Genomic DNA, 26,757 nt, shown 5'->3' with positions numbered 1-26,757 from the left:
CCTAATGCATAAACTGGCGTAATACATGGCCGACAACGCCAATAAATAAAATGATTTTAATCACCTGCCAGAGGCCAAAGCCGCCGCCAGATTCCTCCGTACTCGGCGAAGTCACCGTCGTCACCGGTTCTTCATCTGCGACTACAGCTTCACACGGTGTGGCGACAGCCGCAGCCCGCCCCAGCACCCCGCGAATAACCAGCGCTTCCAACGGGCAGATATCCGGCGCATCAAGCTTCGTTACCAGACTCTGTAACAATGCCGCTGACGGCTCCTCGGCGCACGCCAGGCTATCCGCCACCTGATACAACAGCCAGTATGGATGCTGGCTATGCGCCTCACTCACCGCTGGCGCGCCATAATTCAAACGCCGCGCAATAAAACTTTCGCTTAGTGGCGATAATGCGCCGCTGTGCAGCGCCTCGGCCCACAGCAAGCAGGAACGAGCGCTTGAGCCGGGAATATACAGCAGCTGTTCAGCGTTAATATCCACCTGCTCACGCCCCTCAACCGCCATCACCAGCAGCGGGAAAAAGTCCGGTCGATGCTGACGGCACCAGCGCAGCAACAGATCGTCAAGCTGGGTAGAAGGATGCGCCCACCACTGCGCGTAAAGTTCTGGCAGCAGGCTATCGCCTTCACCGCAAAATACGCGCTGGGCTAAGTAGTAATAACCCGGCGTTGCGTTATCGGGTTCGGCTTCCTGCCATGCCAGGGCGACAGGCAGCAGCTCCGCAATACCCCAGTGCAAGGTGCTGAACCAGCGTAACAGACGTCGTTGAAAGCGTAGATTGTCCGGGATAATCCACGGGCCGTGCTGGGCCATAAGTTGGGCGAAATAGAGAGGATGCTCGAAAAAGGTGTTGTCCAGGGCATCATAAAAAGCAATGGTCTGGTTTTGTACCGCCACTGGCAAATGCAGCAATAGCGAATAATCAAACAGGTCGCCACGGCGGATTTCAAACAAAAGATCCTCCACCTCCTCGGCATCGACATCTCGATTATCACTCCCCTGTTCCCAGGCCAGGCGATCTGACAGCAGTTTCAGACACGAGTACGAAATAGGAAAGGTCTTCATCGCGATAGCGCACAGCCACCAGCGCGATTTTTCGACCTGTGAAATCGATAATTTATTGATCTGTTGGATAAACTCCTGCCATGCCTGCGGCTGAAATCGCCGTTCGCCATCCGCCAGCAAATCACCGAATATCTCCCTGAGATAATTCACCCACGGGGTATCGGGATCCTCATCAACCACCGTAATGGCGGGCGATGTTGTCCCCTGCAATGCATTCTCATAGGCTTCTCGCAATTGCTTAAAACCCTGCGGATCGGTTTCCGGATGAAATGACGGCAGCAGCGCCAGATAAGCCTGACGAATGGCGTCGGTATCCGTGGTGGCCTCAATGCCAAGGACTTGCCAACAGGTTTTCATAGATCGCTCACCTCCTGAAGCGTGTCCGGGCATTCAGGGTAATGGGGCAGGTAGCGCCACGGCAGCGTGGCGTAAAAACTGTCCTTCCCTGCGATCAGCTTATTCATCATACGTCGCCCCGCGTCATCAAACTCCTTACGGGCGAATGTCTCGCGTAGCAACGGTAGGTTATCGCCATTCCGTAACTGCCAGTACAAACGCCCGGTGTAATAAGCGCTGAAATACGGCAACCAGCCGGAATAATAGCTGAGCGCGCGAAGCTGTATCCGCGACTGCAGCCACAGGCTCTCCTCTTCCGTCAGCCATTCATTGAGCACGCCCATGCGGCAGAGAAATCCCATCCGCACATAATCCCAACTGCGAATACCACCTTCGCCGCAACACACGGCGGTATCAGCGACGAATCGGGCATAAATGCGATCTCCCTCGTCCAGCGCGTCGGTATACTCCTGCCACTCCTGCGGCGCATACCTAAACCAGCGGCGATATAGCCATTCCAGTTGCGTGGCATGACCGTCATCCGTCATGCGGGAAATGGTCTGAAGCAGTTCATCGCGATTTTCAATACCCCACGACGATTCAAGATCGAAACGTTTTACACCTAAATACATTTTCGGTGACGAATGTGAAGGTAAACAGTCCTCGTTCAATACTTCCATCGGCGAGGAAAGTGCAAAGAGTAAATATTGTGATTCTTTATCCATAATAAATCGCCAAAATATATTCACACCACAAATAAAAACGCAATTGAAAACTAAAATAGAGTACAACAAAGCCAAATCGCAATATATTATTAATCTAAAAAACAATGGCGGGATAAATTAAAAAATGAATCATTCCATAACCAGTCATCCCTGCGACAACGTATCTTTAGCACAATTAACCGAACTGGCGCAGTCAGGAAATAGTGAAGCTCAATATATATTAGGCCGTTTATATAATGACGAACGTATAGATGGCAGCGAAGAGGATAAGCTCTCTTTTTATTGGTTGCAGCAGGCAGCTGAACAAGGACACTGCGAGGCACAATATTGGCTCGGCTTACGATACAAAGACACGCCTACCGACATGAAAGATAATACGCTGGCTTTATTCTGGTCAGAAAAAGCTGCACAGCAAGGACACCGCCACGCTTTCAACACATTAGGCTGGGTTCAGGAAGGAGAAACCGGGATGGCGCCAGATTATGCCCAGGCCGTTGCCTGGTATCGCAAAGGAGCAGAACAGAGCCACAACCTTGCGCAATATAATCTCGGGAGAATGTATCATTCAGGAACTGGCGTAGAGCAAAATGATACACAGGCACTCTACTGGTTTAAACAGGCAGCATTACAAGGCCATTGCGCCAGCCAGGAAAGACTGGCGTATATGTATGGCAATGGGAAAGGATGTCGGAAAAATTTATCCCTTGCCGCCCTTTGGTACAAGAAGAGCGCGCTACAAGAGAGCAGCTACTCGCAATATCAGATGGGCTATTGTTATTACATCGGAAAAGGTATCAAACAAGATTACCAGCAGGCAATATACTGGTTTCGAAAAGCGGCAGACCAGGGTGACGATGATGCCTATAACAGTATCGGCTGGATGTACAAATGCGGTCATGGCGTCGAGCAAAATTATTCGCTAGCACTGGAATGGTTCCACAAATCAGCAGAATGTAACAATTCATCGGGCTGGTACAACCTCGGATGCATGTACAGAGATGGATACGGTACCGCACAAGACCTACAACAAGCGCTCTACTGGTTCAAAAAAGCACAGCCCACGGGCAAATGGAACGTCGACGAAGAGATCCGCAAACTGGAAGCCCAACTGCACGCTTAACATGGCGGACGGCAACCGTCCGCTCACGATAATGAACCTTACGGCTCAAACGGCCTGCGCTGGAACTGATCGTGCCCACACTTCGGGCAGAGCGGCAGCACATCCGGCGTGTAAACCGCCAGATGATAGTGGCATTTCTCGCACACCAGATTCCCCAATCCCACCACTTCGCCACTGTGATACACGCCGTGGTGATTCAAATCCTGGAATACCTCGCGCCATTCCAGCTGGGTTTTGTCGGTAATGTCCGCCAGTTCCTGCCAGAGACTCTCTTTAATCACCCGTAAGAAGACGCTATCGTCCTGGCTCTCTTCGTAGCTCATGGCGAACTCTTCCAGATCGCGTCTGACAGCGCGCGTCAGTTCGTCCACCTCGGTTCGCGTTAACTCCCCTGTTTGCATCACGCGCTGGCGCGCCTGCTCCACCAGCGCATCAATGTCGCGCTCGCCATTGCGTAAACGCTCGCTTAATGAGGCCACCAGTTCACGGTAATATTGAGCAACCTTGTTCATCACTTCACCTCTTGGATCGTTAACTGCCTATAATAATAGACGTTATTTGCGTTACGCTTTGCAAGGCTGCCCACAGAGTCTGTAAATTCTTGTCAGGCCGACTCGCGTATCCAGCGCGTCAGCGAGGTACGATCGACATTTAACCGTTTCGCCACTAACGATTTATTATCCCTTTCCGCCTCTAATAATTTTCTCAAAATACGCAGGCGAATCGTTTTATAATCGCCAGCCAGCATCTGGCAGTCGTGGCAGGTACTTGGCTCGCGTCGGCTCCCCTCTTCCAGATCGTCCAGCAAGAGGCGGCCCTCATCCAGCGTTGCCGGGGAGTGATCAATAGAGAGCACCAGCCGTTCGATAATATTGCTTAACTGCCTGACGTTTCCGGGCCAGGCGAAGCGCTGAAGCTCTTGCCACAGCGCCGGGGTTAACGTTAGTGCCGGGCGTTTATAATGCTGGCTGAAACTAGTAAGCAGCGACAGGCCGATGGCTTTGATATCCTCCGGACGTTTGCGTAGCGGGATGGTGGTCACTTTTAATACGTTAAGCCGATAGTAAAGATCTTCGCGAAATGTCCCGTCCGCAATGAGCTTCGTTAACGTCTGATTGGTCGCCGCAATCACGCGAATATCAACAGGTATCATCTGGTCTGAGCCCAGCCGCATAATCTGCCGCTCCTGCAATACCCGTAATAAGCGCGTCTGTAGCGGTTTATCCAGCTCGCTAATCTCATCCAGAAAAATGGTACCGTGGTGCGCTAATTCAAACAGGCCTATTTTGCCTTTCGGCGACGCGCCGGTAAATGCGCCGGCGACATAGCCAAAGAGTTCGCTCTCCAGAATCTGAGGGGCCATCGCGCCGCAGTTAATGGCGACAAACGGGCCGTTGACGCGTTGGCTGGCATTATGAATACTTTGCGCCAGCACCTCTTTCCCCGTCCCGCTTTCGCCATTAATTAAGATAGTCGCGTCCGTACCGGCATAATTTTTAATGATCGCCAGACGACGCAGCATTTCCGGGTTTTCGGTAAGCAGATCGTCGAAATGATAGCGGGCGCTCAAGCCGCGGCGAGACAGTTCCTGGCGGCGAACATGATGTTCTGCCCCCTGTAAACTGGAGACGGTTTGCATCGTCAACACTACCCGGCTTAACTGTCTGGCCGCAAATACCGGATACAGATTAACCACCATCGCGCCTTGCGGCGTATCGACGACTTTCGCGCTGACGGTTTTTCCCTCACGTAATGTATGCCGCTCCTAGTGCAATACCTGTTTCAGGAAAGATGCGTCATAAATCTCACCGGAGGCGTTAATTTTAAAAAGTTGGCTCGCATATTTATTGTAATGCAGTAACGCGCCGGTATCATCAAGCGTGATAACAGCTTTATCAAACTGATCGAGAATCAGCTGCAGATGATGACGCTCGAGTAATTGGCTGCGAAAAGCCAGATATAATGAGCGGGCTTCTTCCAGAGCTTCGGTTATTGAGGCGGGGCTGGAATCAAGTAAACGGAATTGCGAGCCCAGCGGTGAAAAATAATCCTGACAAACGGTATCGCCAACAATGCAATCTAATGGCGTGGACGCTAATTGCCGCTTCAGGCAAGAAATCGTTTCTTTATCATTTCCCTGTAAGGTAAAAATTTTATAGTTAATATTTAACTGTTCCGCTACGCGCGCGCATCCTTTGATCACACTGGAAAAGCCGACAATACCGACAGTGCCTTTTTGTCCTTTAAAAGGGATAAGCGCATCAAGAATGTCGTAGCCGGACATTTTAATTTCGACTACCGGTAATTTACTGTGCTTTTTTAATATTTCCGCACAGCCGCCACGACTAATCAGTACCTGGTGCCCACGGGACTCTAATAAAGGTAGCTCATCCAGGATACGATTAAGCGTCGTTTGATGAATAGTGACGGCGTAATCCAACTGCGCGACCAGCGCCTCGGCAGCCTTTGCCAGTTGCGGGTAAGGAGAGACAAAACAGAGAGGAGATGCGGCTATATCTTTCGTCTTATTCATCACTCACCATCCTGTTGGTTTATGAACGGGCGAGACCGCCCGTCGTGATTTATTTTCCGCCGAAACGCTAACCGCCTGCGGCGGCTGGGTTCAGTTTACGATCGTAGCGTTTTTTTATCCATACGGTCAGGAAGGGGGCGCACAGAGCGGTAATAATCGTCGAGGCCGCCACCTGTGCCGCCGCCGTCGACGCCAGGTCGGTAAAATGCGGATCGAGCAGCGCGATTGCCGCTGGCGTCGCGACGGCGTTGCCAGAGGTGGTGGATACCGCCGCGCCTGCCACGCCACTGCCTCCCGTCACACGATCGGCGAAAATATTAAAAAATCCGCCAATCGCCACCGTCATGAGTCCCAGTAAAATGCCTGAAGAACCTGCCGTGATAAGTCTTGCGAAATCAATACCGTATCCTAACCCAAAGGCAAAAAAGGGAATCGTTACCACGCTGCCCTGTTTAAGAAACTTGCGCATGTCCTCATCCAGATTACCCAAAATCATGCCAATGATAATGGGAATAATAACCGCCACCAGATTCATAAAGGGTATCGACACCATGCCTGCCGATCCTAACGCCAGCATGGTGAAAAAGGGACCATCGTTCAACGATATTACCGCAATCGCGCCGCCGTCGGTTTCATCGCCGTACTCCCCCACCAACGCTGCATATAACCCACTGTTCGAGTTGGTCATCGCCGAAATAATCGCTAAAGCCGACAGACCTAATAACCCATCCGGGCCGCAAAATTTTCCGACCAGAATGCCAATAATCACGCCGCTGGCAAATTTCGCAAAGGTGATAGCAGCGCCTTTTTTCAACGCTTTCGGCGCGGCTTTAAACTGGATATCCGCGCCCATACAGACTAAAAACATGCCTAAAATCGCCATTGCGCCATGCGAAATAGAGGTGACAAAACCGCCTATTTCCAGCGCCTCCGGCGCAAAAGTTTTAAACAATGCGCCGATGATTAGCGGTACAACCATCATACCACCAGGAAAACGTTCCAGTGTTTTTTTAATTTTCATAGCTTATTCCCAGGAGATAACCGGACAGCTTGTGCTGCCCGATTTGGTATCAGAACGTCGGCGCGATCTTATAAATAGAGAATTCGTTATGACCTAAATCTTCTGATTTAGTCGTTTTCCCATTCGCGACGCGTAAAATTTCCTGATAAATTTCCTCGCCCATTTGCGTAATAGAAGCCTCGCCAGACATAATGGCGGACACATCAATATCAATATTGTCCTGCATCATTTCCCACGTTGCTTTATTACCCGTAATTTTTATTACCGGCGCTATTGGGTTACCGGCAGGCGTTCCGCGACCGGTAGTAAAAATAACGATCTGCGCTCCACCCGCCACCATGCCGGAAATAGATTCAATATCCTGCCCCGGGGTATCCATAATCCACAGGCCCGGATGCGTTGGACTATCGGCATATTCCAGGACGCCCTGTAACGGCGCATGGCCTGCTTTATGCATACAGCCTAACGATTTTTCTTCAATGGTAGTCAGCCCGCCTTTAATATTGCCCGGCGTCGGCTGTCCCCCGCGAATATCCTCGCCCAGCGCTTTTGCTCGCGCCTCGCAGCCGACCACTAAATCAATGAGCTGTTGACCAACCTCCGGCGTCACCGCGCGTTTCGCCATCACATGCTCGGCGCCAATAAATTCCGTCGTTTCAGAAAGAATTGAGCTTCCGCCACAGCGTATCAGCTTATCCGAGGCGACCCCGCAGGAAGGGTTAGACGCCAGCCCCGATGTCGTATCTGACCCGCCGCACTCCATCGCCAGCAGCAGCTCGCTAACCGGTGCTTGCTGCGGTTTTTGCATGGAGAGTTGTTGCGCATAGTCGCGGGCCAGCGAAATCCCCCTGGCCTGACATTTAAGCGTGCCGCCCTCTTCCTGAATGGTAATGCAGGAAGTCGGTTTGCCAAATGCGGTAATCTCTTCTGCGATGCGCAGCGGCTCCGCGCCTTCACAGCCTAAGCCCACAACCACAATAGCGCCGACGTTGGGATTATTCGCCACATTAATCAATGTCTTTTCCGTCAGACGCGCATCGCCTGCTACCTGGCAGCAGCCAAAATCGTTATTCACCCATGTCGCGCCTTTTACCTGCCGGGCAATATCCCGGGCGACTTTATTCGCACAAACGCTGGTAGGTAAAATCAGTACATAATTACGGATGCCAAAACGGCCGTCAGGGCGGCGGAACCCCAAAAAAGTCTCATTGCTCATAATCATTTTCCCTTGTTTTATATTATTTCCAGTCACCACGTCCGCGTTCACTTTCCACATTGTGGACGTGCACATAGTCGCCACTTTTTATTTCCTGAGTGGCGCGGCCAATGGATTCGCCATATTTATAAACTTCGCCATGAAAAGGCACATCGCAGATGGCGAATTTGTGGCCAAATGGCACATCCTGATGTAACACAACGCTTATCTCGCGTTCGCCAATGAACATTGTGGCGGTTTCGCCGGCCTTGAGCGCCGTAATAGCCGTCGCGACGCAATCCTGAGGGTGAATCACCACTGCATTTTTTTTCACGATTAACTCCTTTGCTTTAGTCCTGTCTTCCCTAATCAAAAGGCGTGCCATTTTTTAATTGTATGTTTTATATGACTTTATTTTTATGGGCCGATCTGGCGGTGACAGGAACTGCGGTAATTTGCCTCAGTCGTGTCGCATTTTGCGTCACCTGCTCATGGACGCCTGGCGCGACAAATGTTCTACCCCCTGTTTTGACGTGCGTGTTTGGGCTATGCTATGCGGATCTAAACACCACCTCTAAAGCTACATTTGTAGCTGTATCGAAAACAGGACTACTGGCTGCCATGCAAGAGCAATACCGCCCGGAAGAGATAGAATCCAAAGTACAGCTTCACTGGGATGAGAAGCGCACATTTGAAGTGACCGAAGACGAGAGCAAAGAGAAGTATTACTGCCTGTCGATGCTTCCCTATCCTTCTGGCCGACTACACATGGGCCACGTACGTAACTACACCATCGGCGACGTGGTTGCCCGCTACCAGCGTATGCTGGGCAAAAACGTGCTGCAGCCAATCGGCTGGGACGCCTTCGGCCTGCCGGCGGAAGGCGCGGCGGTGAAGAACAACACCGCGCCAGCGCCGTGGACGTACGACAACATCGCGTACATGAAAAACCAGCTCAAAACGCTGGGTTTTGGCTATGACTGGAGCCGTGAAATCGCGACCTGCACCCCGGAATACTACCGTTGGGAACAGAAGTTCTTCACCGAGCTGTATAAAAAAGGCCTGGTGTACAAGAAGACTTCTGCCGTTAACTGGTGCCCGAACGATCAGACCGTTCTCGCCAACGAACAGGTGATCGACGGCTGCTGCTGGCGCTGCGACACCAAAGTTGAGCGTAAAGAGATCCCACAGTGGTTTATCAAAATCACCGCTTACGCAGACGAGCTGTTGCGCGATCTGGATAAGCTGGACCACTGGCCTGATACCGTAAAAACGATGCAGCGCAACTGGATTGGCCGCTCTGAAGGCGTGGAAATCACCTTCGATGTGAAGGGTTACGATAACACCCTGACCGTCTATACCACCCGCCCGGATACCTTTATGGGCGCCACTTACCTGGCGGTGGCCGCCGGTCATCCGCTGGCGCAAAAAGCGGCGGCGAACAACGCCGAGCTGGCGGCGTTCATCGACGAATGCCGTAACACCAAAGTGGCCGAAGCCGAAATGGCGACCATGGAGAAAAAAGGCGTCGACACCGGCTATAAAGCGATTCATCCGTTAACTGGCGAAGAGATCCCGGTCTGGGCGGCAAACTTTGTGCTGATGGAGTACGGCACTGGCGCGGTGATGGCCGTTCCGGGTCACGATCAGCGCGACTACGAATTTGCCTCCAAATACGGTTTGACCATCAAGCCGGTGATTCTGGCCGCCGACGGTTCCGAGCCGGATCTTTCCGAACAGGCGCTGACCGAAAAAGGCGTGCTGTTTAACTCCGGCGAGTTCGACGGTCTGGCCTTTGAAGCGGCGTTTAACGCCATTGCCGATAAACTGGCGGAAAAAGGCGTCGGCGAACGTAAAGTGAACTATCGTCTGCGTGACTGGGGCGTTTCCCGTCAGCGTTACTGGGGCGCGCCGATCCCGATGGTCACCCTGGAAGACGGCACCGTGCTGCCGACGCCGGAAGATCAACTGCCGGTTATTCTGCCGGAAGATGTCGTCATGGACGGCATCACCAGCCCGATTAAAGCCGATCCTGAGTGGGCGAAAACCACCGTTAACGGTATGCCGGCGCTGCGTGAAACCGACACCTTCGACACCTTTATGGAATCGTCATGGTACTACGCGCGTTACACCTGCCCGCAGTATCAGGAAGGAATGCTGGATTCGAAAGCGGCAAACTACTGGCTGCCGGTCGACATCTACATCGGCGGTATTGAACATGCCATCATGCACCTGCTCTACTTCCGCTTCTTCCATAAGCTGATGCGCGATGCGGGCATGGTCACCTCTGACGAGCCGGCTAAACAGTTGCTGTGCCAGGGCATGGTACTGGCGGATGCGTTCTATTATGTCGGCGAGAACGGCGAACGTAACTGGGTTTCGCCAGTTGACGCTATCGTCGAGCGCGATGAAAAAGGCCGCATTGTCAAAGCAAAAGACGCAGCGGGTCATGAGCTGGTCTACACTGGCATGAGTAAAATGTCCAAGTCGAAAAATAACGGTATCGACCCGCAGGTAATGGTTGAACGTTATGGCGCGGACACGGTACGCCTGTTTATGATGTTCGCTTCTCCGGCGGATATGACTCTGGAATGGCAGGAGTCCGGCGTAGAAGGCGCAAACCGCTTTATTAAACGCGTCTGGAAGCTGGTTTACGAACACACCGCTAAAGGTCCTGTCGCGGCGCTGAACGTCGATGCGCTGAGCGAAGATCAAAAAGCGCTGCGTCGCGATGTGCATAAAACCATTGCCAAAGTGACCGATGATATCGGCCGCCGTCAGACGTTCAACACCGCCATTGCGGCGATCATGGAGTTGATGAACAAACTGGCGAAAGCCCCGCAGGAAGGCGAACAAGACCGCGCACTGCTTCAGGAAGCGCTGCAGGCCGTCGTGCGTATGCTTAACCCGTTCACGCCGCACGTCTGCTTTACCTTGTGGCAGGAGCTGGGTGGCGAAGGCGATATCGACAACGCGCCGTGGCCGGTAGCCGACGAGCAGGCAATGGTGGAAAACACCACGCTGGTTGTCGTGCAGGTTAACGGTAAAGTTCGCGGGAAAATCACCGTACCGGTGGATGCTACCGAAGAACAGGTGCGTGAACGTGCAGGCCAGGAACATCTGGTGGCAAAATATCTTGATGGCGTTACCGTGCGTAAAGTGATTTACGTTCCGGGTAAACTCCTCAATCTGGTTGTTGGCTAAGCGCGGGAGGAAGCGTGCGATATCTGGTAACACTGTTGTTATCTCTGGCGGTGCTGGTCACCGCCGGATGCGGCTGGCATCTGCGTAGCACTACGCAGGTTCCGGCTTCAATGAAAACGATGATCCTCGATTCCGGCGATCCGAACGGTCCGCTAAGTCGTGCGGTACGTAATCAGTTACGGCTGAATAACGTAAACCTGCTTGATAAAGACACAACGCGCAAAGACGTTCCGTCTCTGCGGCTTGGAACGGTGACTATTTCGCAGGATACGGCGTCAGTGTTCCAGGACGGCCAGACGGCGGAATATCAGATGGTGATGACCGTCAATGCCTCGGTATTGATTCCTGGCCATGACATCTATCCTATCAGCACGAAAGTGTACCGTTCGTTCTTCGATAACCCGCAGATGGCGTTGGCGAAGGATAACGAGCAGGCCATGCTCGTTCAGGAGATGTACGACAAAGCCGCTGAACAGCTGATTCGTAAGCTGACCAGCGTCCGCGCGGCGGATATTCAGGCGACGAAAGAGGAGGCTACCGCCGACAATGAGACGGCGGCGCCCGCCTCTACGCCAGCACGCGTCTCCACTACGCTGAGTAACTAATGATCAGGTTGTATCCTGAACAACTCCGCGCGCAGCTCAACGAAGGGCTGCGCGCGGCATATCTGCTATTGGGCAACGATCCGCTGCTGCTGCAGGAAAGTCAGGACGCTATTCGTCTGGCGGCTGCGTCGCAAGGCTTCGAAGAGCACCACGCTTTTACTCTCGATCCCAGTACCGACTGGGGATCGCTTTTCTCACTCTGCCAGGCGATGAGCCTGTTCGCCAGCCGTCAAACGCTGGTGCTGCAACTGCCGGAAAACGGGCCTAACGCGGCAATGAATGAGCAACTCGCCACCCTGAGCGAGCTGCTGCATGACGACCTGTTATTAATAGTACGCGGAAACAAACTCACCAAAGCGCAGGAAAACGCCGCCTGGTATACCGCGCTGGCAGACCGTAGCGTTCAGGTCAGTTGTCAGACGCCGGAGCAGGCGCAGCTTCCCCGCTGGGTGGCCGCCAGAGCGAAAGCACAGAATTTGCAACTGGATGACGCCGCGAACCAACTGCTGTGCTATTGCTATGAGGGCAATCTGTTGGCGCTGGCGCAGGCGCTGGAACGGCTGTCGCTGCTTTGGCCTGACGGTAAGTTAACGCTTCCTCGCGTAGAGCAGGCCGTCAATGACGCCGCCCACTTTACCCCTTTCCACTGGGTGGATGCGTTACTGATGGGGAAAAGCAAACGCGCGCTGCATATTCTGCAACAGCTACGCCTTGAAGGCAGCGAACCGGTTATTCTGCTGCGCACCCTCCAGCGAGAGCTGCTGCTACTGGTAAATCTCAAACGTCAGTCCGCGCATACGCCGTTACGCGCGCTGTTTGATAAACACCGGGTCTGGCAAAACCGTCGCCCCATGATCGGCGACGCGTTGCAGCGTCTCCATCCTGCGCAGCTTCGCCAGGCCGTGCAGTTACTGACGCGTACAGAAATTACGCTCAAACAGGATTATGGTCAGTCGGTATGGGCAGATCTTGAAGGGCTGTCGCTCCTGCTCTGCCATAAGGCGCTGGCAGACGTATTTATTGATGGGTGATATGAAATCGTTACAGGCTTTATTCGGCGGCACCTTTGATCCGGTGCATTATGGACATCTTAAACCTGTTGAAACGCTGGCGAATCTGATCGGCTTATCGCGGGTGATTATTATGCCTAACAATGTGCCGCCGCATCGCCCCCAGCCGGAAGCCTCCAGCGCGCAGCGTAAATATATGCTGGAGCTGGCTATCGCCGATAAGCCGCTTTTTACGCTGGATGAACGCGAGCTACAGCGAAACGCGCCCTCTTACACTGCGCAAACGCTGAAAGCATGGCGCGAAGAACAGGGCCCCGAAGCGCCGCTGGCGTTTATTATCGGCCAGGACTCGCTGCTTAACTTCCCCACCTGGCATGATTACGACACCATCCTTGATAACACTCACCTGATCGTTTGTCGTCGTCCGGGCTATCCCCTTGAAATGACGCAGGCGCAACACCAGCAGTGGCTGGAACAGCATCTGACCCATACGCCAGACGATCTGCACCAGTTGCCAGCCGGTAAAATTTACCTGGCGGAAACGCCCTGGCTTAATATCTCCGCAACCCTCATCCGCGAACGGCTGGAAAAAGGCGAGTCCTGCGACGATCTGTTGCCGGAAAACGTGCTGAACTACATCAATCAGCAGGGGTTATACCGGTAAGCACATTGCGCAGCGCCGACAGCAGACGCTCGTTTTGCGCAGCGCTGCGTATCGCCACACGATAATAGCGGCTGTCCAGCCCCGGGTAGTTAGCGCAGCTACGGATTAAAATCCGCTGCGTCAGCAACCGTCGCTGCAGATCAATATCCTCTCGCTCACAGCGTAACAACAGATAGTTTGCCCGCCCGGGATAGACCGTCAGCAGGGGGAGCTGACAAAGCGCCTGATAAAACCGGGCGCCCTCCTCCCGTAACCAATACCAGGTCGCCTGTTGCCAGGCGCTATCCTGTAACGCTACCTCACCGGCCAGCGCCGCCAGCGCGTTAATCGACCACGGCATTTGTTGGCGACGCATCCGCGCTACCGCCGCGTCATCGCTGTTGACGAGATATCCCAACCGCAGGCCGGGAATGGCATAAAATTTGGTCAGCGAACGCAGCACCCAGATATGCGGATTATCTTTAAGAGCAGGAATAAAGCCCGCCTCATGCGGAATAAAATCGATAAACGCTTCATCCAGGATCAGGTTAATGTTCAGCGATTTGCAGCGATCGGCAATGGCCTGTAATAACTGCCGCTCCGGCAGCAGGCCGGTAGGATTATTGGGCGTACACAGAAACAGGCAGTCCAGATCGGGCGTCAACGCCTCAAGAATGGCATCGGTAAGCTGCCAGCCATCCGCTTCGCGTAGAGACCAGCGACGAATTTCACAGCCACTTTGCGCCAGCGCCCGGCCATACTCCGCGAAACCTGGCGTGACAATCATTGCACGACGCGGTTTAAGACCGCTCGCCACGGTAAAGATTGACTCCGTCTCGCCATTTCCCGCCAGTATCCACGATGCCGGCACCTGATGATGACGCGCCAGCGCCTGGTGCAAATGAAAATAATCGGCGTCCGGGTAGCGCTCAATGCAGTCCAGATTGTCGATAAGCGCGCGTTTCACGCTGACAGGCATACCCAGCGGATTAATGTTTGCGCTAAAATCCAGTAACTGGTCAGGCGAGATGCCCAACACCGTCGCGGCTTCCCGAATATTACTGCCATGCGCGCTGTTGAATAACGCCATTATGCCTCCGGCCAAAAAACGCTATTTTAGTGAAAAAAACGTTGCGCAATCAGGGGCATTATCATGTTTTGCGCATTTAACCTCATGAGGAATACCATGCGATTGTGGCTGGTGCGTCATGGCGAAACCGAGGCCAATGTCGCCGGGTTGTATAGCGGACATGCTCCCACGCCGTTAACGGAAAAAGGGATTGGCCAGGCGAAAACGCTACATACTTTATTGCGCCACGCGCCATTTGACCGAGTGTTATGCAGCGAGCTGGAGCGCGCGCGCCATACCGCCCAGCTCGTACTGGAGGGCCGGGATACGCCGCAACACATCTTACCTGAGCTTAATGAGATGTACTTCGGCGACTGGGAAATGCGCCATCACCGCGACCTCACCCATGAAGATGCCGAAAGCTATGCCGCCTGGTGTACGGACTGGCAGAATGCGGTTCCGACCAATGGCGAGGGTTTTCAGGCTTTTACCCGGCGCGTAGAGCGCTTTATCTCGCGACTCGACGCGTTCAGCGATTGCCAGAACCTGCTGATCGTCAGCCATCAGGGCGTACTCAGCCTGTTGATTGCCCGTCTTCTCGCAATGCCCGCCGCCTCGCTATGGCATTTCCGGGTAGAACAGGGATGCTGGAGCGCAATCGACATATGCGAAGGGTTCGCCACCCTGAAAGTATTAAATAGTCGTGCCGTCTGGCGGCCTGAGTGATGAATTTTCCGTTTTTTCTCGCCGCAGCGGTTTCGCCCATTGACAGCCCCCGACAGGCTGTTATTCTCCGCAGCCAGGCTTTTTTCACCTTGCAGAGCTTTGCAGAAATTGTTTTACAAAAATGGCGATGCTTTCTGTGACGTGGGATGGGATGATAATCTGGTTTTAAACGCCGATCCGGCGACATAAGTCCCGGTATCGCCGCTGATTCAGGTATACTACACGGCGTCCCGCCGGAAGGTTAGCGTTAACTCGCAACGCCTTACCGGTCCAGCCTGTTGGCCTTTTTTCTATCGTTATAACGCAATTATTCACCCAGGGGGAAAACTTGCAGGGTAAAGCACTCCAGGATTTTGTTATCGACAAAATTGATAACCTGAAAGGTCAGGACATCATCGCCTTAGATGTTCAGGGTAAATCCAGTATCACCGACTGTATGATTATTTGTACCGGCACCTCCAGCCGTCACGTTATGTCTATTGCCGACCACGTGGTGCAGTCGTCGCGCGCGGCCGGTATGCTGCCGTTAGGCGTCGAAGGCGAAAATGCGGCTGACTGGATTGTCGTCGATCTGGGCGATGTGATTGTGCATGTCATGCAGGAAGAAAGTCGCCGCCTGTATGAACTGGAAAAACTCTGGAGTTAATGCGTGAAGCTGCAACTTGTCGCTGTCGGCACGAAGATGCCCGACTGGGTTCAAACGGGATTTACGGAATATCTGCGTCGTTTTCCGAAAGATATGCCCTTTGAGCTGATCGAAATCCCTGCGGGCAAACGCGGCAAGAACGCGGATATCAAACGCATTCTCGACAAAGAGGGCGAGCAGATGCTGGCCGCCGCCGGTAAGAATCGCATTGTTACCCTGGATATTCCAGGCAAGCCGTGGGATACGCCGCAGTTAGCCAATGAGCTGGAGCGCTGGAAACAGGACGGGCGCGACGTCAGTTTGCTGATTGGCGGCCCGGAAGGATTATCTCCCGCCTGCAAAGCGGCAGCGGAACAAAGCTGGTCGCTCTCGGCGTTAACGCTCCCTCACCCGCTGGTTCGGGTTCTGGTCGCGGAGAGTTTGTACCGGGCGTGGAGCATCACAACCAACCACCCTTATCACCGTGAGTGATCGTGAAGTCTTGAGAAGATTAAGCAGCGGATGAAACGACAAAATTCTTTTCGTGACTATACGGCTGAGTCCGCACTGTTTGTGCGTCGGGCGCTGGTCGCCTTTTTGGGTATTTTGCTGCTGACCGGCGTACTGATCGCCAATTTGTATAATCTGCAAATCCTTCGTTTTACCGATTACCAGACCCGCTCGAACGAAAACCGTATCAAGCTGGTGCCAATTGCGCCAAGCCGCGGGATAATCTACGACCGTAACGGCATTCCCCTTGCGCTGAACCGCACTATCTATCAGATTGAAATGATGCCGGAAAAGGTGGATAACGTTCAGCAAACGCTGGATGCGCTACGCAGTGTGGTCGATTTAAACGACGACGATATCGCCGCCTTTAAAAAAGAGCGCGCCCGATCCCATCGCTTTACTTCTATTCCGGTGAAAACAAACCTGACGGAAGTTCAGGTCGCGCGCTTTGCCGTCAACCAGTACCGTTTTCCGGGCGTCGAAGTCAAAGGCTATAAACGCCGCTATTATCCATACGGATCGGCGCTGACCCACGTTATCGGCTACGTATCGAAAATCAATGATAAAGACGTCGAGCGTCTCGACAGAGAAAACAAACTGGCGAACTACGCCGCCACCCATGACATCGGCAAGCTGGGCATTGAGCGCTACTATGAAGATATTCTGCATGGGCAAACCGGTTATGAAGAGGTTGAAGTCAACAACCGCGGTCGCGTTATTCGCCAACTCAAAGAGGTGCCGCCGCAGGCCGGACACGATATCTACCTGACGCTGGATCTCAAGCTCCAGCAGTATATTGAAACGCTGCTGGCAGGCAGTCGCGCGGCGGTGATTGTCACCGATCCGCGTACCGGCGGCGTGCTATCGCTGGTCTCCATGCCAAGTTACGACCCTAACCTTTTCGTGGATGGCATCTCCAGCAAAGATTATTCCGGGCTGCTTAACGACCCGAACACGCCATTAGTGAACCGCGCGACTCAGGGTGTCTACCCACCTGCTTCTACCGTTAAGCCTTACGTCGCCGTATCGGCGTTAAGCGCTGGCGTCATCACCCGTAACACCAGTCTTTTCGACCCTGGCTGGTGGCAGTTGCCGGGGTCTGAGAAACGTTATCGCGACTGGAAAAAATGGGGCCACGGGCATCTGAATATCACCAAATCCCTTGAAGAGTCGGCGGATACCTTCTTCTATCAGGTTGCCTATGATATGGGGATCGATCGCCTGTCAGAATGGATGGGTAAGTTCGGCTATGGTCACTACACCGGAATTGATCTCGCAGAAGAGCGCTCTGGTAATATGCCGACCCGCGAGTGGAAACAGAAACGCTTTAAAAAACCGTGGTATCAGGGCGATACGATTCCGGTGGGCATCGGCCAGGGTTACTGGACAGCGACGCCGATTCAGATGAGTAAGGCGCTGATGATCCTTATTAACGACGGTGTAGTTAAAGTCCCGCACCTGTTAATGAGCACCGCGGAAAACGGTAAACAGGTGCCGTGGGTACAGCCGCATGAGCCGCCGGTGGGCGATATTCACTCCGGCTACTGGGAAATTGCGAAAGATGGCATGTATGGCGTCGCCAACCGCCCTAACGGCACAGCGCATAAATATTTTGCCAGCGCGCCCTATAAAATCGCGGCGAAGTCGGGCACCGCGCAGGTCTTTGGCCTGAAGGCCAACGAAACGTACAATGCGCATAAAATCGCCGAGCGCCTGCGCGACCATAAATTAATGACCGCCTTTGCGCCGTATAACAATCCCCAGGTCGCCGTCGCGATCATCCTTGAAAACGGCGGTGCAGGCCCGGCAGTAGGCACAATCATGCGCCAAATCCTTGATCACATCATGCTGGGCGACAACAACACCCATTTGCCTGCGGAAAACCCGGTGGTTGCAGCGGCGGAGGACCAATAATCATGACGGATAATCCGAACAAAAAAACCTTCTGGGATAAAATTCATATCGATCCCACGATGCTACTCATTCTGCTGGCGTTACTGGTTTACAGCGCGTTGGTCATCTGGAGCGCCAGCGGCCAGGACATCGGCATGATGGAGCGTAAAATCGGTCAGATTGCGATGGGGCTGGTGGTCATGGTGGTGATGGCGCAGATCCCGCCGCGCGTGTATGAAGGCTGGGCGCCCTATCTTTATATCATTTGTATCATTTTGCTGGTCGCCGTTGATGCCTTCGGCGCAATATCCAAAGGCGCGCAGCGCTGGCTCGATCTGGGAATCGTTCGCTTTCAGCCTTCGGAAATAGCCAAAATCGCCGTGCCGCTGATGGTCGCCCGCTTTATTAACCGTGACGTCTGCCCGCCCTCGCTGAAAAATACCGCCATCGCCCTGGTATTAATCTTTATGCCTACCCTGCTGGTCGCCGCCCAGCCGGACCTGGGGACGTCTATTCTGGTCGCCCTTTCCGGTCTCTTTGTCCTATTTTTGTCTGGCCTGAGCTGGCGCTTAATTGGGGTCGCCATTGTATTGATCGCTGCGTTTATTCCTATTTTGTGGTTTTTCCTGATGCACGATTACCAACGCCAGCGCGTCATGATGCTCCTTGATCCGGAGACCGATCCGCTGGGCGCGGGCTATCATATTATTCAGTCTAAAATCGCCATTGGCTCAGGCGGCCTGCGCGGTAAAGGCTGGCTCCACGGCACCCAGTCGCAGCTGGAGTTTTTACCCGAACGCCATACCGACTTTATTTTCGCGGTACTGGCGGAAGAGCTCGGTCTGGTGGGCATCCTGATTCTGCTCGCGCTCTATATTTTGCTAATAATGCGCGGTCTGTGGATTGCCGCCAGAGCGCAAACTACATTTGGTCGCGTGATGGCTGGCGGATTAATGTTAATATTATTCGTTTATGTCTTCGTAAATATTGGTATGGTGAGCGGTATTCTGCCTGTGGTTGGAGTACCTTTACCCCTGGTCAGCTACGGGGGCTCCGCACTGATTGTGCTGATGGCCGGGTTCGGGATTGTGATGTCGATCCACACCCACAGAAAAATGTTGTCGAAAAGCGTATAAGGGGTGCGCAATGCGTAAGCAGTTGCCTGTAATCTGCGTCGCGGCAGGGATAGTACTACTCGCGGCATGTACTAATGACGGCGGTCAGCAGCAAACCACCGTCGCGCCGCAACCTGCGGTATGTAATGGTCCGACTGTGGAAATCAGCGGAGCGGAACCGCGTTATGAACCTCTGAATCCGACCGCAAACCAGGATTATCAGCGTGACGGTAAAAGTTATAAAATCGTTCAGGACCCGTCCCGCTTTAGCCAGGCTGGCCTGGCCGCTATTTATGATGCGGAACCCGGCAGTAATTTAACCGCCTCCGGGGAGATGTTCGATCCGATGCAGCTTACCGCCGCCCATCCGACACTGCCTATCCCCAGCTATGCGCGAATCACCAACCTGGCCAACGGTCGCATGATCGTCGTGCGTATTAACGATCGCGGCCCCTATGGCACCGATCGGGTCATCTCCCTGTCCCGCGCAGCGGCGGATCGTCTGAATACCTCGAATAATACTAAAGTACGGATTGACCCCATTATCGTAGCGCCGGATGGTTCGCTCTCCGGCCCGGGGATGGCCTGTACGACGGTGGCGAAACAGACCTACGCTCTGCCCCCGCGCCCTGATTTAAGCGGCGGAATGGGAAGCGCCTCTTCAGCGCCTGCGCAACCGCAAGGCGACGTTCTTCCGGTCAGTAATTCCACGTTGAAAAGTGACGATACCACCGGCGCGCCGGTGAGCAGCAGCGGCTTCCTCGGCGCGCCGACTACGCTGGCGCCTGGCGTGCTGGAGAGTAATGAACCGACGCCGGCACCACAGACAGCGCCGGTTTCCGCGCCGGTGACGGCTCCAGCGACTGCGACGCCGGTGAGCGCGCCTGCTGCCGCGGCCCCGGTATCTGCCCCGGTGAGCGCGCCTGCCGCCGCGGCGAGCGGTCGTTTCGTCGTCCAGGTCGGCGCCGTCAGCGATCAAACGCGTGCGCAGCAGTACCAACAGCGTTTAAGCCAGCAGTTCAGCGTACCAGGGCGCGTAATACAAAACGGCGCGGTCTGGCGTATTCAACTGGGGCCTTTTGCCAGTAAAGCCGAAGCCAGCGCGTTACAGCAACGTTTGCAAACAGAAGCACAATTACAGTCCTTTATCGCCAGCGCGCAGTAACCGATCGCAGGTATCTGTACTGTCAATTTCTGTAAATGACATTAACAAAGTCACGCGGAAAGTCAGATGCCTGCCAGTTATGCTTTTGCTATAGTAGGGCTCTTTTTTTAATTTCATCACGGACGTCGTAGTTCAGACCATGAAGACCACTTTTTCCGCTCGTTTTATGCAGCGCATGGCGCTCACCACGGCGCTTTGTGCCGCGTTTATCTCAACCGCACATGCCGATGACCTGAATATCAAAACTATGATCCCGGGCGTTCCGCAGATCGATGCGGAATCCTACATCCTGATCGACTACAACTCCGGCAAAGTTCTGGCGGAACAAAACGCCGACGAACGTCGCGACCCGGCCAGTCTGACAAAGATGATGACCAGTTACGTCATCGGACAGGCAATGAAAGCGGGTAAATTTAAAGAAACCGACCTGGTTACCGTCGGTAATGACGCCTGGGCCACCGGCAATCCGGTATTTAAAGGTTCCTCGCTGATGTTCCTCAAGCCGGGAATGCAGGTACCGGTCTCTCAGTTGATACGCGGCATCAATCTGCAATCCGGCAATGACGCCTGTGTGGCGATGGCTGATTTCGCCGCCGGTAGCCAGGATGCTTTCGTCGGGCTGATGAACAGCTATGTGAACGCGTTGGGGCTGAAAAATACCCACTTCCAGACCGTACACGGCCTGGACGCCGACGGACAATACAGTTCAGCTCGCGATATGGCGCTGATTGGTCAGGCGTTAATTCGCGATGTGCCTAACGAATATGCCGTTTATAAAGAAAAAGAGTTCACCTTTAACGGCATTCGCCAGTTAAACCGTAACGGTCTGCTGTGGGATAACAGCCTGAATGTGGACGGCATCAAAACCGGCCATACCAGCAAAGCGGGCTATAATCTGGTCGCTTCCGCAACCGAAGGCCAGATGCGATTGATTTCCGCCGTGATGGGCGGACGGACCTATAAAGGCCGTGAAACAGAAAGCAAAAAACTGCTGACGTGGGGCTTCCGTTTCTTTGAAACCGTTAATCCGCTGAAGGCTGGTAAAGAGTTCGCCTCTGAACCCGCCTGGTTTGGTAATACCGATCGCGCCTCGCTGGGCGTTGATAAAGACGTTTACCTGACGATCCCTCGCGGCCGCATGAAAGATTTGAAAGCGAGCTATGTACTGAATACCGCAGAACTGCACGCGCCGCTGCAGAAAAACCAGGTGGTCGGCACCATCAACTTCCAGCTGGACGGTAAAACCATCGAGCAGCGTCCGCTGGTCGTACTGCAAGAGATCCCGGAAGGGAACTTCTTCGGTAAAATCATTGATTACATTAAATTAATGTTCCATCACTGGTTTGGATAAAAATTGCACGCTTGAAAGTGTGATTTTCGTCCCCATATACTATGCATCAGTAAAACTCCCGCCCTGTGGCGGGAGTTGTTATTTTTTTTACGTAATGCCGGAGCTGACATGAAAACCAAACTTAACGAACTGCTTGAATTCCCTACGCCATTTACTTACAAAGTAATGGGGCAGGCGTTACCTGAGCTGGTTGATCAGGTGGTTGAAGTGGTACAGCGCCATGCGCCTGGTGATTACTCTCCGACGGTAAAACCGAGCAGCAAAGGCAACTACCACTCGGTCTCTATCACCATTAATGCCACCCATATTGAACAGGTTGAAACGCTGTACGAAGAACTGGGCAATATTGATATCGTGCGAATGGTATTGTAATACATCCAGACGGTTACCCGGTCTTATCCGGGTAACTCCCCGCCTCCCCCGCTGTGATATACTTTCCTCTCTTTTTTCATTCTCTACGGAGATGCCGTTTTGTATCAGGATAAAATCCTTGTCCGCCAGCTCGGCCTTCAGCCCTATGAAGCTATCTCTCAGGCCATGCATAACTTTACCGATATGCGCGATGAAAACAGCCATGATGAAATCTGGTTGGTTGAGCATTACCCGGTGTTTACCCAGGGCCAGGCCGGTAAAGCGGAACATATATTGATGCCTGGCGATATTCCCGTTGTGCAGAGCGATCGTGGAGGACAGGTGACCTATCATGGTCCGGGCCAACAGGTAATGTACGTTTTACTTAACCTGAAACGACGTAAACTGGGCGTGCGTGATTTAGTCACCCTACTTGAACAGACCGTGGTGAATACGCTGGCTGAAATTGGTATTGAGGCGCATCCGCGCGCCGATGCGCCGGGCGTCTATGTGGGTGAAAAGAAAATCTGCTCGCTAGGTTTACGTATCCGTCGCGGCTGCTCATTCCACGGTTTAGCGCTAAACGTTAACATGGATCTTTCTCCTTTCCTGCGCATCAACCCGTGTGGTTATGCCGGCATGGAAATGGCCAAAATAACGCAGTGGAAGGAAGACGCTACCACGGATAATATTGCGCCCCGCTTGCTGGCGAATATTTTAGCTCTGCTAAATAATCCACCGTATGAATATATTGCTGCTTAATGCGTAAAATATAATGGCCCAAGAAATTTATGGGTCATTAATCATATATGATTTGAATGCTTTACTTCTCCCCCCGCTTTCTATATTTTCGTTATATCCCTGCTGTAGCCGCCAGGCGGCATGGCCTCTTCAGTCCTCATGATGAGGAATTTTCCGTGAACAAAATCCCGGCCTTGCTGTTACTTATCTTATTGAAATGACTAAAAATACATTCATAAGAGTAATTTTAAAACCAACCCATAAATGCAAAATATACTATTTCATCTATTATTCATAATACGAATGAATTCGGAGCCAGAGCGTGAGTGATAATAATCAGGCAGAAAGACAACCGGCCGATCAACACCTACAGGACAAACCGCAAATTTTCAGAACACTGAGAAATATTGACCTCAATCTGTTGACGATTTTCGAGGCCGTATATGTCCATAAAGGGATCGTCAATGCAGCGAAAATTCTTAACCTGACGCCGTCAGCCATTAGCCAGTCCATTCAAAAATTACGGACTATATTTCCCGATCCGCTGTTTATTCGCAAAGGCCAGGGCGTAACGCCCACGACGTATGCTACGCATCTGCACGAATACATCAGCCAGGGGCTGGAATCTATTCTTGGCGCCCTGGATCTTACGGGCAGCTATGATAAGCAACGCACCATTACAATTGGCACGACGCCTTCGGTCGGCGCGCTAGTGATGCCGATTATTTACCAGGCCATCAGGCCGCGTTATCCTCAGCTTTTGCTGCGCAACATTCCGGTAGACGATGCCGAAAGCCAGCTTAGCCAGTTTCAGACCGATCTCATTATCAATACCCATAGCTATAACAACCGGAGCATCCAGCATCACGTCCTGTTTAGCGATACGCTTGAGATTGTCTGCCGCCAGCATCACCCGTGTCTGGCGAACGCCATTACTGAAGAGAGACTGAACAGCGCGGATCACACCTTTCTGATGCTGGAGGGACAACATCTTTCCCTCCTGCGCCAGCGACTGCAGGAGACATTTCCCGATCAGCAAATCAGTTTTAGCAGCTACAATATTTTTACCATTGCCTCGCTGATCGCCAGCAGCGATCTGCTGGGACTGATGCCCACCCGCTTCTACGACTTATTTAGCCGTTGCTGGCCGCTTGAACGCCTTCCCTACGCGCCGGTGAATAGTGAACAGGTCGAGTTCTCGCTGCATTACAATAAACTGAGTCTGCGCGATCCGGTGCTGGAGAACGTCATTGATATCATCCGTGAGGCGTTCTGACAAAAATGTTGCATTCAGGTCACGGAAGATATGGGCAAACAGCACAAAACAACAACTATTTTACATTTTGCCGGGCTGTCAGGCTGCTTTATGGCCCTTATCAATGATATACTGCGTGTCACAAATTCAAAAATAGTTGATAAATACAACTTTCCCTTGAATTGAAACGCTTTCCTTCGTTATTCGCAACTGGAACACGCACGCTATGAGTAAACCCATTGTGATGGAACGCGGTGTAAAATACCGCGATGCCGATAAGATGGCTCTTATCCCGGTTAAAAATGTGGTCACAGAGCGCGACGCTCTACTACGTAAACCGGAATGGATGAAAATAAAACTTCCGGCGGATTCTACCCGTATCCAGGGCATCAAAGCCGCAATGCGCAAAAATGGCCTGCATTCTGTCTGCGAGGAAGCGTCTTGCCCAAACCTGGCTGAATGTTTCAACCACGGTACCGCTACGTTTATGATCCTTGGCGCCATTTGCACTCGCCGCTGTCCGTTCTGTGATGTCGCCCATGGCCGCCCCGTTGCGCCGGATGCGGAAGAGCCGCAGAAACTGGCGCAAACGATCGCCGACATGGCGCTACGCTATGTGGTCATCACCTCTGTCGACCGTGACGATCTGCGTGACGGCGGCGCCCAGCACTTTGCTGACTGCATCACCGCCATCCGCGCCAAAAGCCCGGAGATAAAAATAGAGACCCTGGTGCCAGACTTCCGTGGACGTATGGATCGCGCGCTGGATATCCTTAACGCGACGCCGCCGGATGTGTTTAACCACAACCTGGAAAACGTGCCGCGTATTTACCGCCAGGTTCGTCCGGGCGCCGATTACAACTGGTCGCTGAAATTACTGGAACGCTTCAAAGAAGCGCACCCGGAAATTCCGACAAAATCGGGTCTGATGGTGGGCTTAGGCGAAACCAATGCGGAAATCATTGAGGTTATGCGCGACTTACGCCGTCACGGCGTTACCATGCTGACGCTTGGTCAGTATCTACAGCCAAGCCGCCATCACCTGCCGGTACAGCGTTATGTGAGCCCGGAAGAGTTTGACGAGATGAAAGCGGAAGCTCTGGCGATGGGCTTTACCCATGCCGCCTGTGGCCCCTTTGTACGTTCTTCGTACCATGCTGATCTCCAGGCCAAAGGCATGGAAGTGAAATGATCGTGTAATAGACGCTTACATTTCAGGCAAAAAAAACCGGCAACTCGCCGGTTTTTTTACTCTGCGGAGCAAGCGCGTTGCGCTATTACTCTTTATGCGAGAGTTTTTCAGCCTGAACGCTACCGTCGACGTCTTTCTTAACGCCCGCGTCTTCATCGTTCATTGCTTTCTTGAATCCTTTAATCGCCGTGCCCAAGTCTCCGCCCAGCGTACGTAACTTCTTGGTACCAAACAGCAGAACAACCAGTGCGGCAACCACCAGCAGTTTGGTAATACTAATCTCACCCATAGATACCTTCTTCACTAAAAACAGGCTGCGTAACGCGCCGGATTAACCTGAGAATATTAACGGTCTTTCGACGCGCGCACACAATAGCAATCTGTAACAAGGTGAATCAAGCTTTGCGTAAAAAAACATCATAATAATTGCGGTGGCGCAAATCGTCGTTGCTGCAAAAGAGGAAGTTGCTCCCGCACCTGGTCTATTCGTTCTCTGAATATTTCCGCGACGATCAGCGCCGGACGATCGGCTGCCGCGGCTATCGTTACCCCCAACGGATCGATAATACGACTTTGACCAATATTACGATTACCACACTCCCCGGCCGCAATCAGATAGCAGGTGGTATCCAGCGCTCTCGCCGCCAGCAGCGTCGACCACTGCTGCTCTTTCAACGGGCCGCGAACCCAGCCCGTCGGCAGCGCCAATACGTCAGCCCCCTGTAAAGCCAGCGCTAACGCCATATCCGGAAAGCGCAGGTCATAACAGGTCATAAGCCCCACCTTAACCCCCTCCACGTCCAGCACCGGCGCGATAACGGTTCCGGCATCAATACTTTGGGATTCTTGCATCGAAAACGCATCATAGAGATGCAGCTTCGCGTAACGCGCGACAATGTGACCCGCCCGTAGCGCCACCAGCATATTAACCGCCCGTCCAGGCGTTGACGGGACAAGGATAGTGAATATCGTCGTCATATTATTATGAGCGCTTTCTTCCAGAAGCCGCGTCATAAACGCGCCATCCAGCGGCTGCGCGGCGCGAATCGGCAGGTCAAGGTCGATGTCATCTCGCGCTAATATCCCCTCAGGCAGCACCAGAAGCGATACGCCGCGGCCCGCCGCCTGAGCCATTAACGAAACGCAAACTTGCGCATTCTTTTCCCATACAGAACTCACCACAAACTGCCCGGCTGCAACGAACATATCCCCTCCCACACCTCTGTCAGGACTCGCCAATTATGCGTGTTCGGCGTTACACTCCTCCTGTATAGCAACTAAATAAAGGATTCGG

25 protein-coding genes and 1 pseudogene are annotated in these 26,757 nt (G+C 53.0%); 16 read left to right on the top strand and 10 right to left on the bottom strand.

What is annotated here, in order from left to right; translation table 11 throughout:
• Nucleotide 1: 1 nt before the first annotated feature.
• Together N7E69_RS15540 and N7E69_RS15535 are read right to left on the bottom strand one after the other, a co-directional pair.
• Nucleotides 2-1,435, bottom strand: a complete 1,434-nt coding sequence (locus N7E69_RS15540) for a J domain-containing protein (protein WP_000845205.1) — start codon at nucleotides 1,433-1,435, stop codon at nucleotides 2-4.
• A complete protein-coding gene (locus N7E69_RS15535) occupies nucleotides 1,432-2,139 on the bottom strand; it encodes a DUF1266 domain-containing protein (protein ID WP_001575803.1) in 708 nt (235 codons plus the stop codon). Before N7E69_RS15535 ends, N7E69_RS15540 begins: the two co-directional genes overlap by 4 nt.
• Before the next feature lie 124 nt (nucleotides 2,140-2,263).
• On the opposite strand from N7E69_RS15535, the gene N7E69_RS15530 reads away from it, so the two are divergent.
• A complete protein-coding gene (locus tag N7E69_RS15530) occupies nucleotides 2,264-3,259 on the top strand; it encodes a tetratricopeptide repeat protein (RefSeq protein WP_001016627.1) in 996 nt (331 codons plus the stop codon).
• Nucleotides 3,260-3,297: 38 nt separating this feature from the next.
• Here the strand turns inward: N7E69_RS15530 and N7E69_RS15525 are convergent, their stop codons facing one another.
• From N7E69_RS15525 to N7E69_RS15505, 5 genes and pseudogenes are all read right to left on the bottom strand, one after another.
• On the bottom strand, nucleotides 3,298-3,771 hold the full coding sequence (locus tag N7E69_RS15525) for a zinc ribbon-containing protein (protein ID WP_001044884.1): 474 nt from the start codon (nucleotides 3,769-3,771) through the stop codon (nucleotides 3,298-3,300).
• Nucleotides 3,772-3,863: 92 nt separating this feature from the next.
• Nucleotides 3,864-5,792, bottom strand: a pseudogene (locus N7E69_RS15520) (sigma 54-interacting transcriptional regulator).
• Nucleotides 5,793-5,859: 67 nt separating this feature from the next.
• On the bottom strand, nucleotides 5,860-6,813 hold the full coding sequence (locus N7E69_RS15515) for a 2-keto-3-deoxygluconate permease (RefSeq protein WP_000694480.1): 954 nt from the start codon (nucleotides 6,811-6,813) through the stop codon (nucleotides 5,860-5,862).
• Nucleotides 6,814-6,862: 49 nt separating this feature from the next.
• Complete coding sequence (locus N7E69_RS15510) at nucleotides 6,863-8,035, bottom strand: UxaA family hydrolase (RefSeq protein WP_001675440.1); 1,173 nt, start codon at nucleotides 8,033-8,035, stop codon at nucleotides 6,863-6,865.
• 16 nt (nucleotides 8,036-8,051) lie between these two features.
• Entirely contained in the window at nucleotides 8,052-8,393 is a 342-nt protein-coding gene (locus N7E69_RS15505) for a UxaA family hydrolase (protein WP_001574029.1), read from the bottom strand.
• Between the two features lie 236 nt (nucleotides 8,394-8,629).
• On the opposite strand from N7E69_RS15505, the gene leuS reads away from it, so the two are divergent.
• From leuS to nadD, 4 genes are read left to right on the top strand one after another with little or no spacing between them, the layout of a single operon-like run.
• Nucleotides 8,630-11,212, top strand: a complete 2,583-nt coding sequence (gene leuS / locus N7E69_RS15500) for a leucine--tRNA ligase (protein WP_001157918.1) — start codon at nucleotides 8,630-8,632, stop codon at nucleotides 11,210-11,212.
• A gap of 14 nt (nucleotides 11,213-11,226) precedes the next feature.
• Entirely contained in the window at nucleotides 11,227-11,817 is a 591-nt protein-coding gene (gene lptE, locus N7E69_RS15495) for an LPS assembly lipoprotein LptE (RefSeq protein WP_024139194.1), read from the top strand.
• A complete protein-coding gene (holA, locus tag N7E69_RS15490; protein WP_000620491.1) occupies nucleotides 11,817-12,848 on the top strand; it encodes a DNA polymerase III subunit delta in 1,032 nt (343 codons plus the stop codon). Before lptE ends, holA begins: the two co-directional genes overlap by 1 nt.
• A gap of 1 nt (nucleotide 12,849) precedes the next feature.
• Nucleotides 12,850-13,491, top strand: coding sequence for a nicotinate-nucleotide adenylyltransferase (gene nadD, locus N7E69_RS15485; protein ID WP_001518902.1), 642 nt, complete (start codon nucleotides 12,850-12,852; stop codon nucleotides 13,489-13,491).
• Here nadD and cobD read toward each other — a convergent pair.
• A complete protein-coding gene (cobD, locus tag N7E69_RS15480) occupies nucleotides 13,466-14,560 on the bottom strand; it encodes a threonine-phosphate decarboxylase CobD (protein ID WP_001173267.1) in 1,095 nt (364 codons plus the stop codon). The genes nadD and cobD overlap by 26 nt on opposite strands.
• A 96-nt stretch (nucleotides 14,561-14,656) precedes the next feature.
• On the opposite strand from cobD, the gene N7E69_RS15475 reads away from it, so the two are divergent.
• The 11 genes from N7E69_RS15475 (at nucleotide 14,657) to lipA (ending at nucleotide 25,463) form a co-directional block, all read left to right on the top strand.
• Complete coding sequence (locus N7E69_RS15475; protein WP_001241913.1) at nucleotides 14,657-15,265, top strand: adenosylcobalamin/alpha-ribazole phosphatase; 609 nt, start codon at nucleotides 14,657-14,659, stop codon at nucleotides 15,263-15,265.
• 328 nt (nucleotides 15,266-15,593) lie between these two features.
• Nucleotides 15,594-15,911, top strand: a complete 318-nt coding sequence (rsfS, locus tag N7E69_RS15470) for a ribosome silencing factor (protein ID WP_001161673.1) — start codon at nucleotides 15,594-15,596, stop codon at nucleotides 15,909-15,911.
• A gap of 3 nt (nucleotides 15,912-15,914) precedes the next feature.
• Complete coding sequence (gene rlmH, locus N7E69_RS15465) at nucleotides 15,915-16,382, top strand: 23S rRNA (pseudouridine(1915)-N(3))-methyltransferase RlmH (RefSeq protein ID WP_000776107.1); 468 nt, start codon at nucleotides 15,915-15,917, stop codon at nucleotides 16,380-16,382.
• Nucleotides 16,383-16,412: 30 nt separating this feature from the next.
• Nucleotides 16,413-18,314, top strand: coding sequence for a peptidoglycan DD-transpeptidase MrdA (gene mrdA / locus N7E69_RS15460; protein WP_000828700.1), 1,902 nt, complete (start codon nucleotides 16,413-16,415; stop codon nucleotides 18,312-18,314).
• 2 nt (nucleotides 18,315-18,316) lie between these two features.
• The gene (gene mrdB, locus N7E69_RS15455) at nucleotides 18,317-19,429 is read left to right on the top strand and encodes a peptidoglycan glycosyltransferase MrdB (RefSeq protein ID WP_000131713.1); all 1,113 of its coding nucleotides are present in this window, start codon (nucleotides 18,317-18,319) and stop codon (nucleotides 19,427-19,429) included.
• Between the two features lie 10 nt (nucleotides 19,430-19,439).
• Complete coding sequence (gene rlpA, locus N7E69_RS15450) at nucleotides 19,440-20,573, top strand: endolytic peptidoglycan transglycosylase RlpA (protein ID WP_001231303.1); 1,134 nt, start codon at nucleotides 19,440-19,442, stop codon at nucleotides 20,571-20,573.
• A 139-nt stretch (nucleotides 20,574-20,712) separates the two neighbouring features.
• Nucleotides 20,713-21,924 (top strand): D-alanyl-D-alanine carboxypeptidase DacA, encoded by a 1,212-nt coding sequence (gene dacA / locus N7E69_RS15445; RefSeq protein WP_000858711.1) that lies wholly within the window; start codon nucleotides 20,713-20,715, stop codon nucleotides 21,922-21,924.
• 108 nt (nucleotides 21,925-22,032) lie between these two features.
• A complete protein-coding gene (gene ybeD / locus N7E69_RS15440; protein ID WP_000850547.1) occupies nucleotides 22,033-22,296 on the top strand; it encodes a DUF493 family protein YbeD in 264 nt (87 codons plus the stop codon).
• 99 nt (nucleotides 22,297-22,395) lie between these two features.
• The gene (gene lipB / locus N7E69_RS15435) at nucleotides 22,396-23,037 is read left to right on the top strand and encodes a lipoyl(octanoyl) transferase LipB (protein WP_000284009.1); all 642 of its coding nucleotides are present in this window, start codon (nucleotides 22,396-22,398) and stop codon (nucleotides 23,035-23,037) included.
• A 301-nt stretch (nucleotides 23,038-23,338) separates the two neighbouring features.
• Complete coding sequence (locus N7E69_RS15430; protein WP_001282817.1) at nucleotides 23,339-24,292, top strand: YbeF family transcriptional regulator; 954 nt, start codon at nucleotides 23,339-23,341, stop codon at nucleotides 24,290-24,292.
• A gap of 205 nt (nucleotides 24,293-24,497) precedes the next feature.
• Nucleotides 24,498-25,463, top strand: coding sequence for a lipoyl synthase (gene lipA / locus N7E69_RS15425; protein WP_000042640.1), 966 nt, complete (start codon nucleotides 24,498-24,500; stop codon nucleotides 25,461-25,463).
• A gap of 85 nt (nucleotides 25,464-25,548) precedes the next feature.
• On the opposite strand, the gene tatE is transcribed toward lipA, so the two are convergent.
• Both tatE and N7E69_RS15415 read right to left on the bottom strand, forming a co-directional pair.
• The gene (tatE, locus tag N7E69_RS15420; RefSeq protein ID WP_000503938.1) at nucleotides 25,549-25,752 is read right to left on the bottom strand and encodes a twin-arginine translocase subunit TatE; all 204 of its coding nucleotides are present in this window, start codon (nucleotides 25,750-25,752) and stop codon (nucleotides 25,549-25,551) included.
• Nucleotides 25,753-25,880: 128 nt separating this feature from the next.
• On the bottom strand, nucleotides 25,881-26,669 hold the full coding sequence (locus N7E69_RS15415) for a deaminated glutathione amidase (protein WP_000495790.1): 789 nt from the start codon (nucleotides 26,667-26,669) through the stop codon (nucleotides 25,881-25,883).
• Nucleotides 26,670-26,757: the final 88 nt, after the last annotated feature.

It is taken from the genome of Salmonella sp. 3C, assembly GCF_025426275.1.
Lineage (GTDB): Bacteria > Pseudomonadota > Gammaproteobacteria > Enterobacterales > Enterobacteriaceae > Salmonella > Salmonella enterica.
This window is presented reverse-complemented; position numbering and strand designations above follow the sequence as displayed.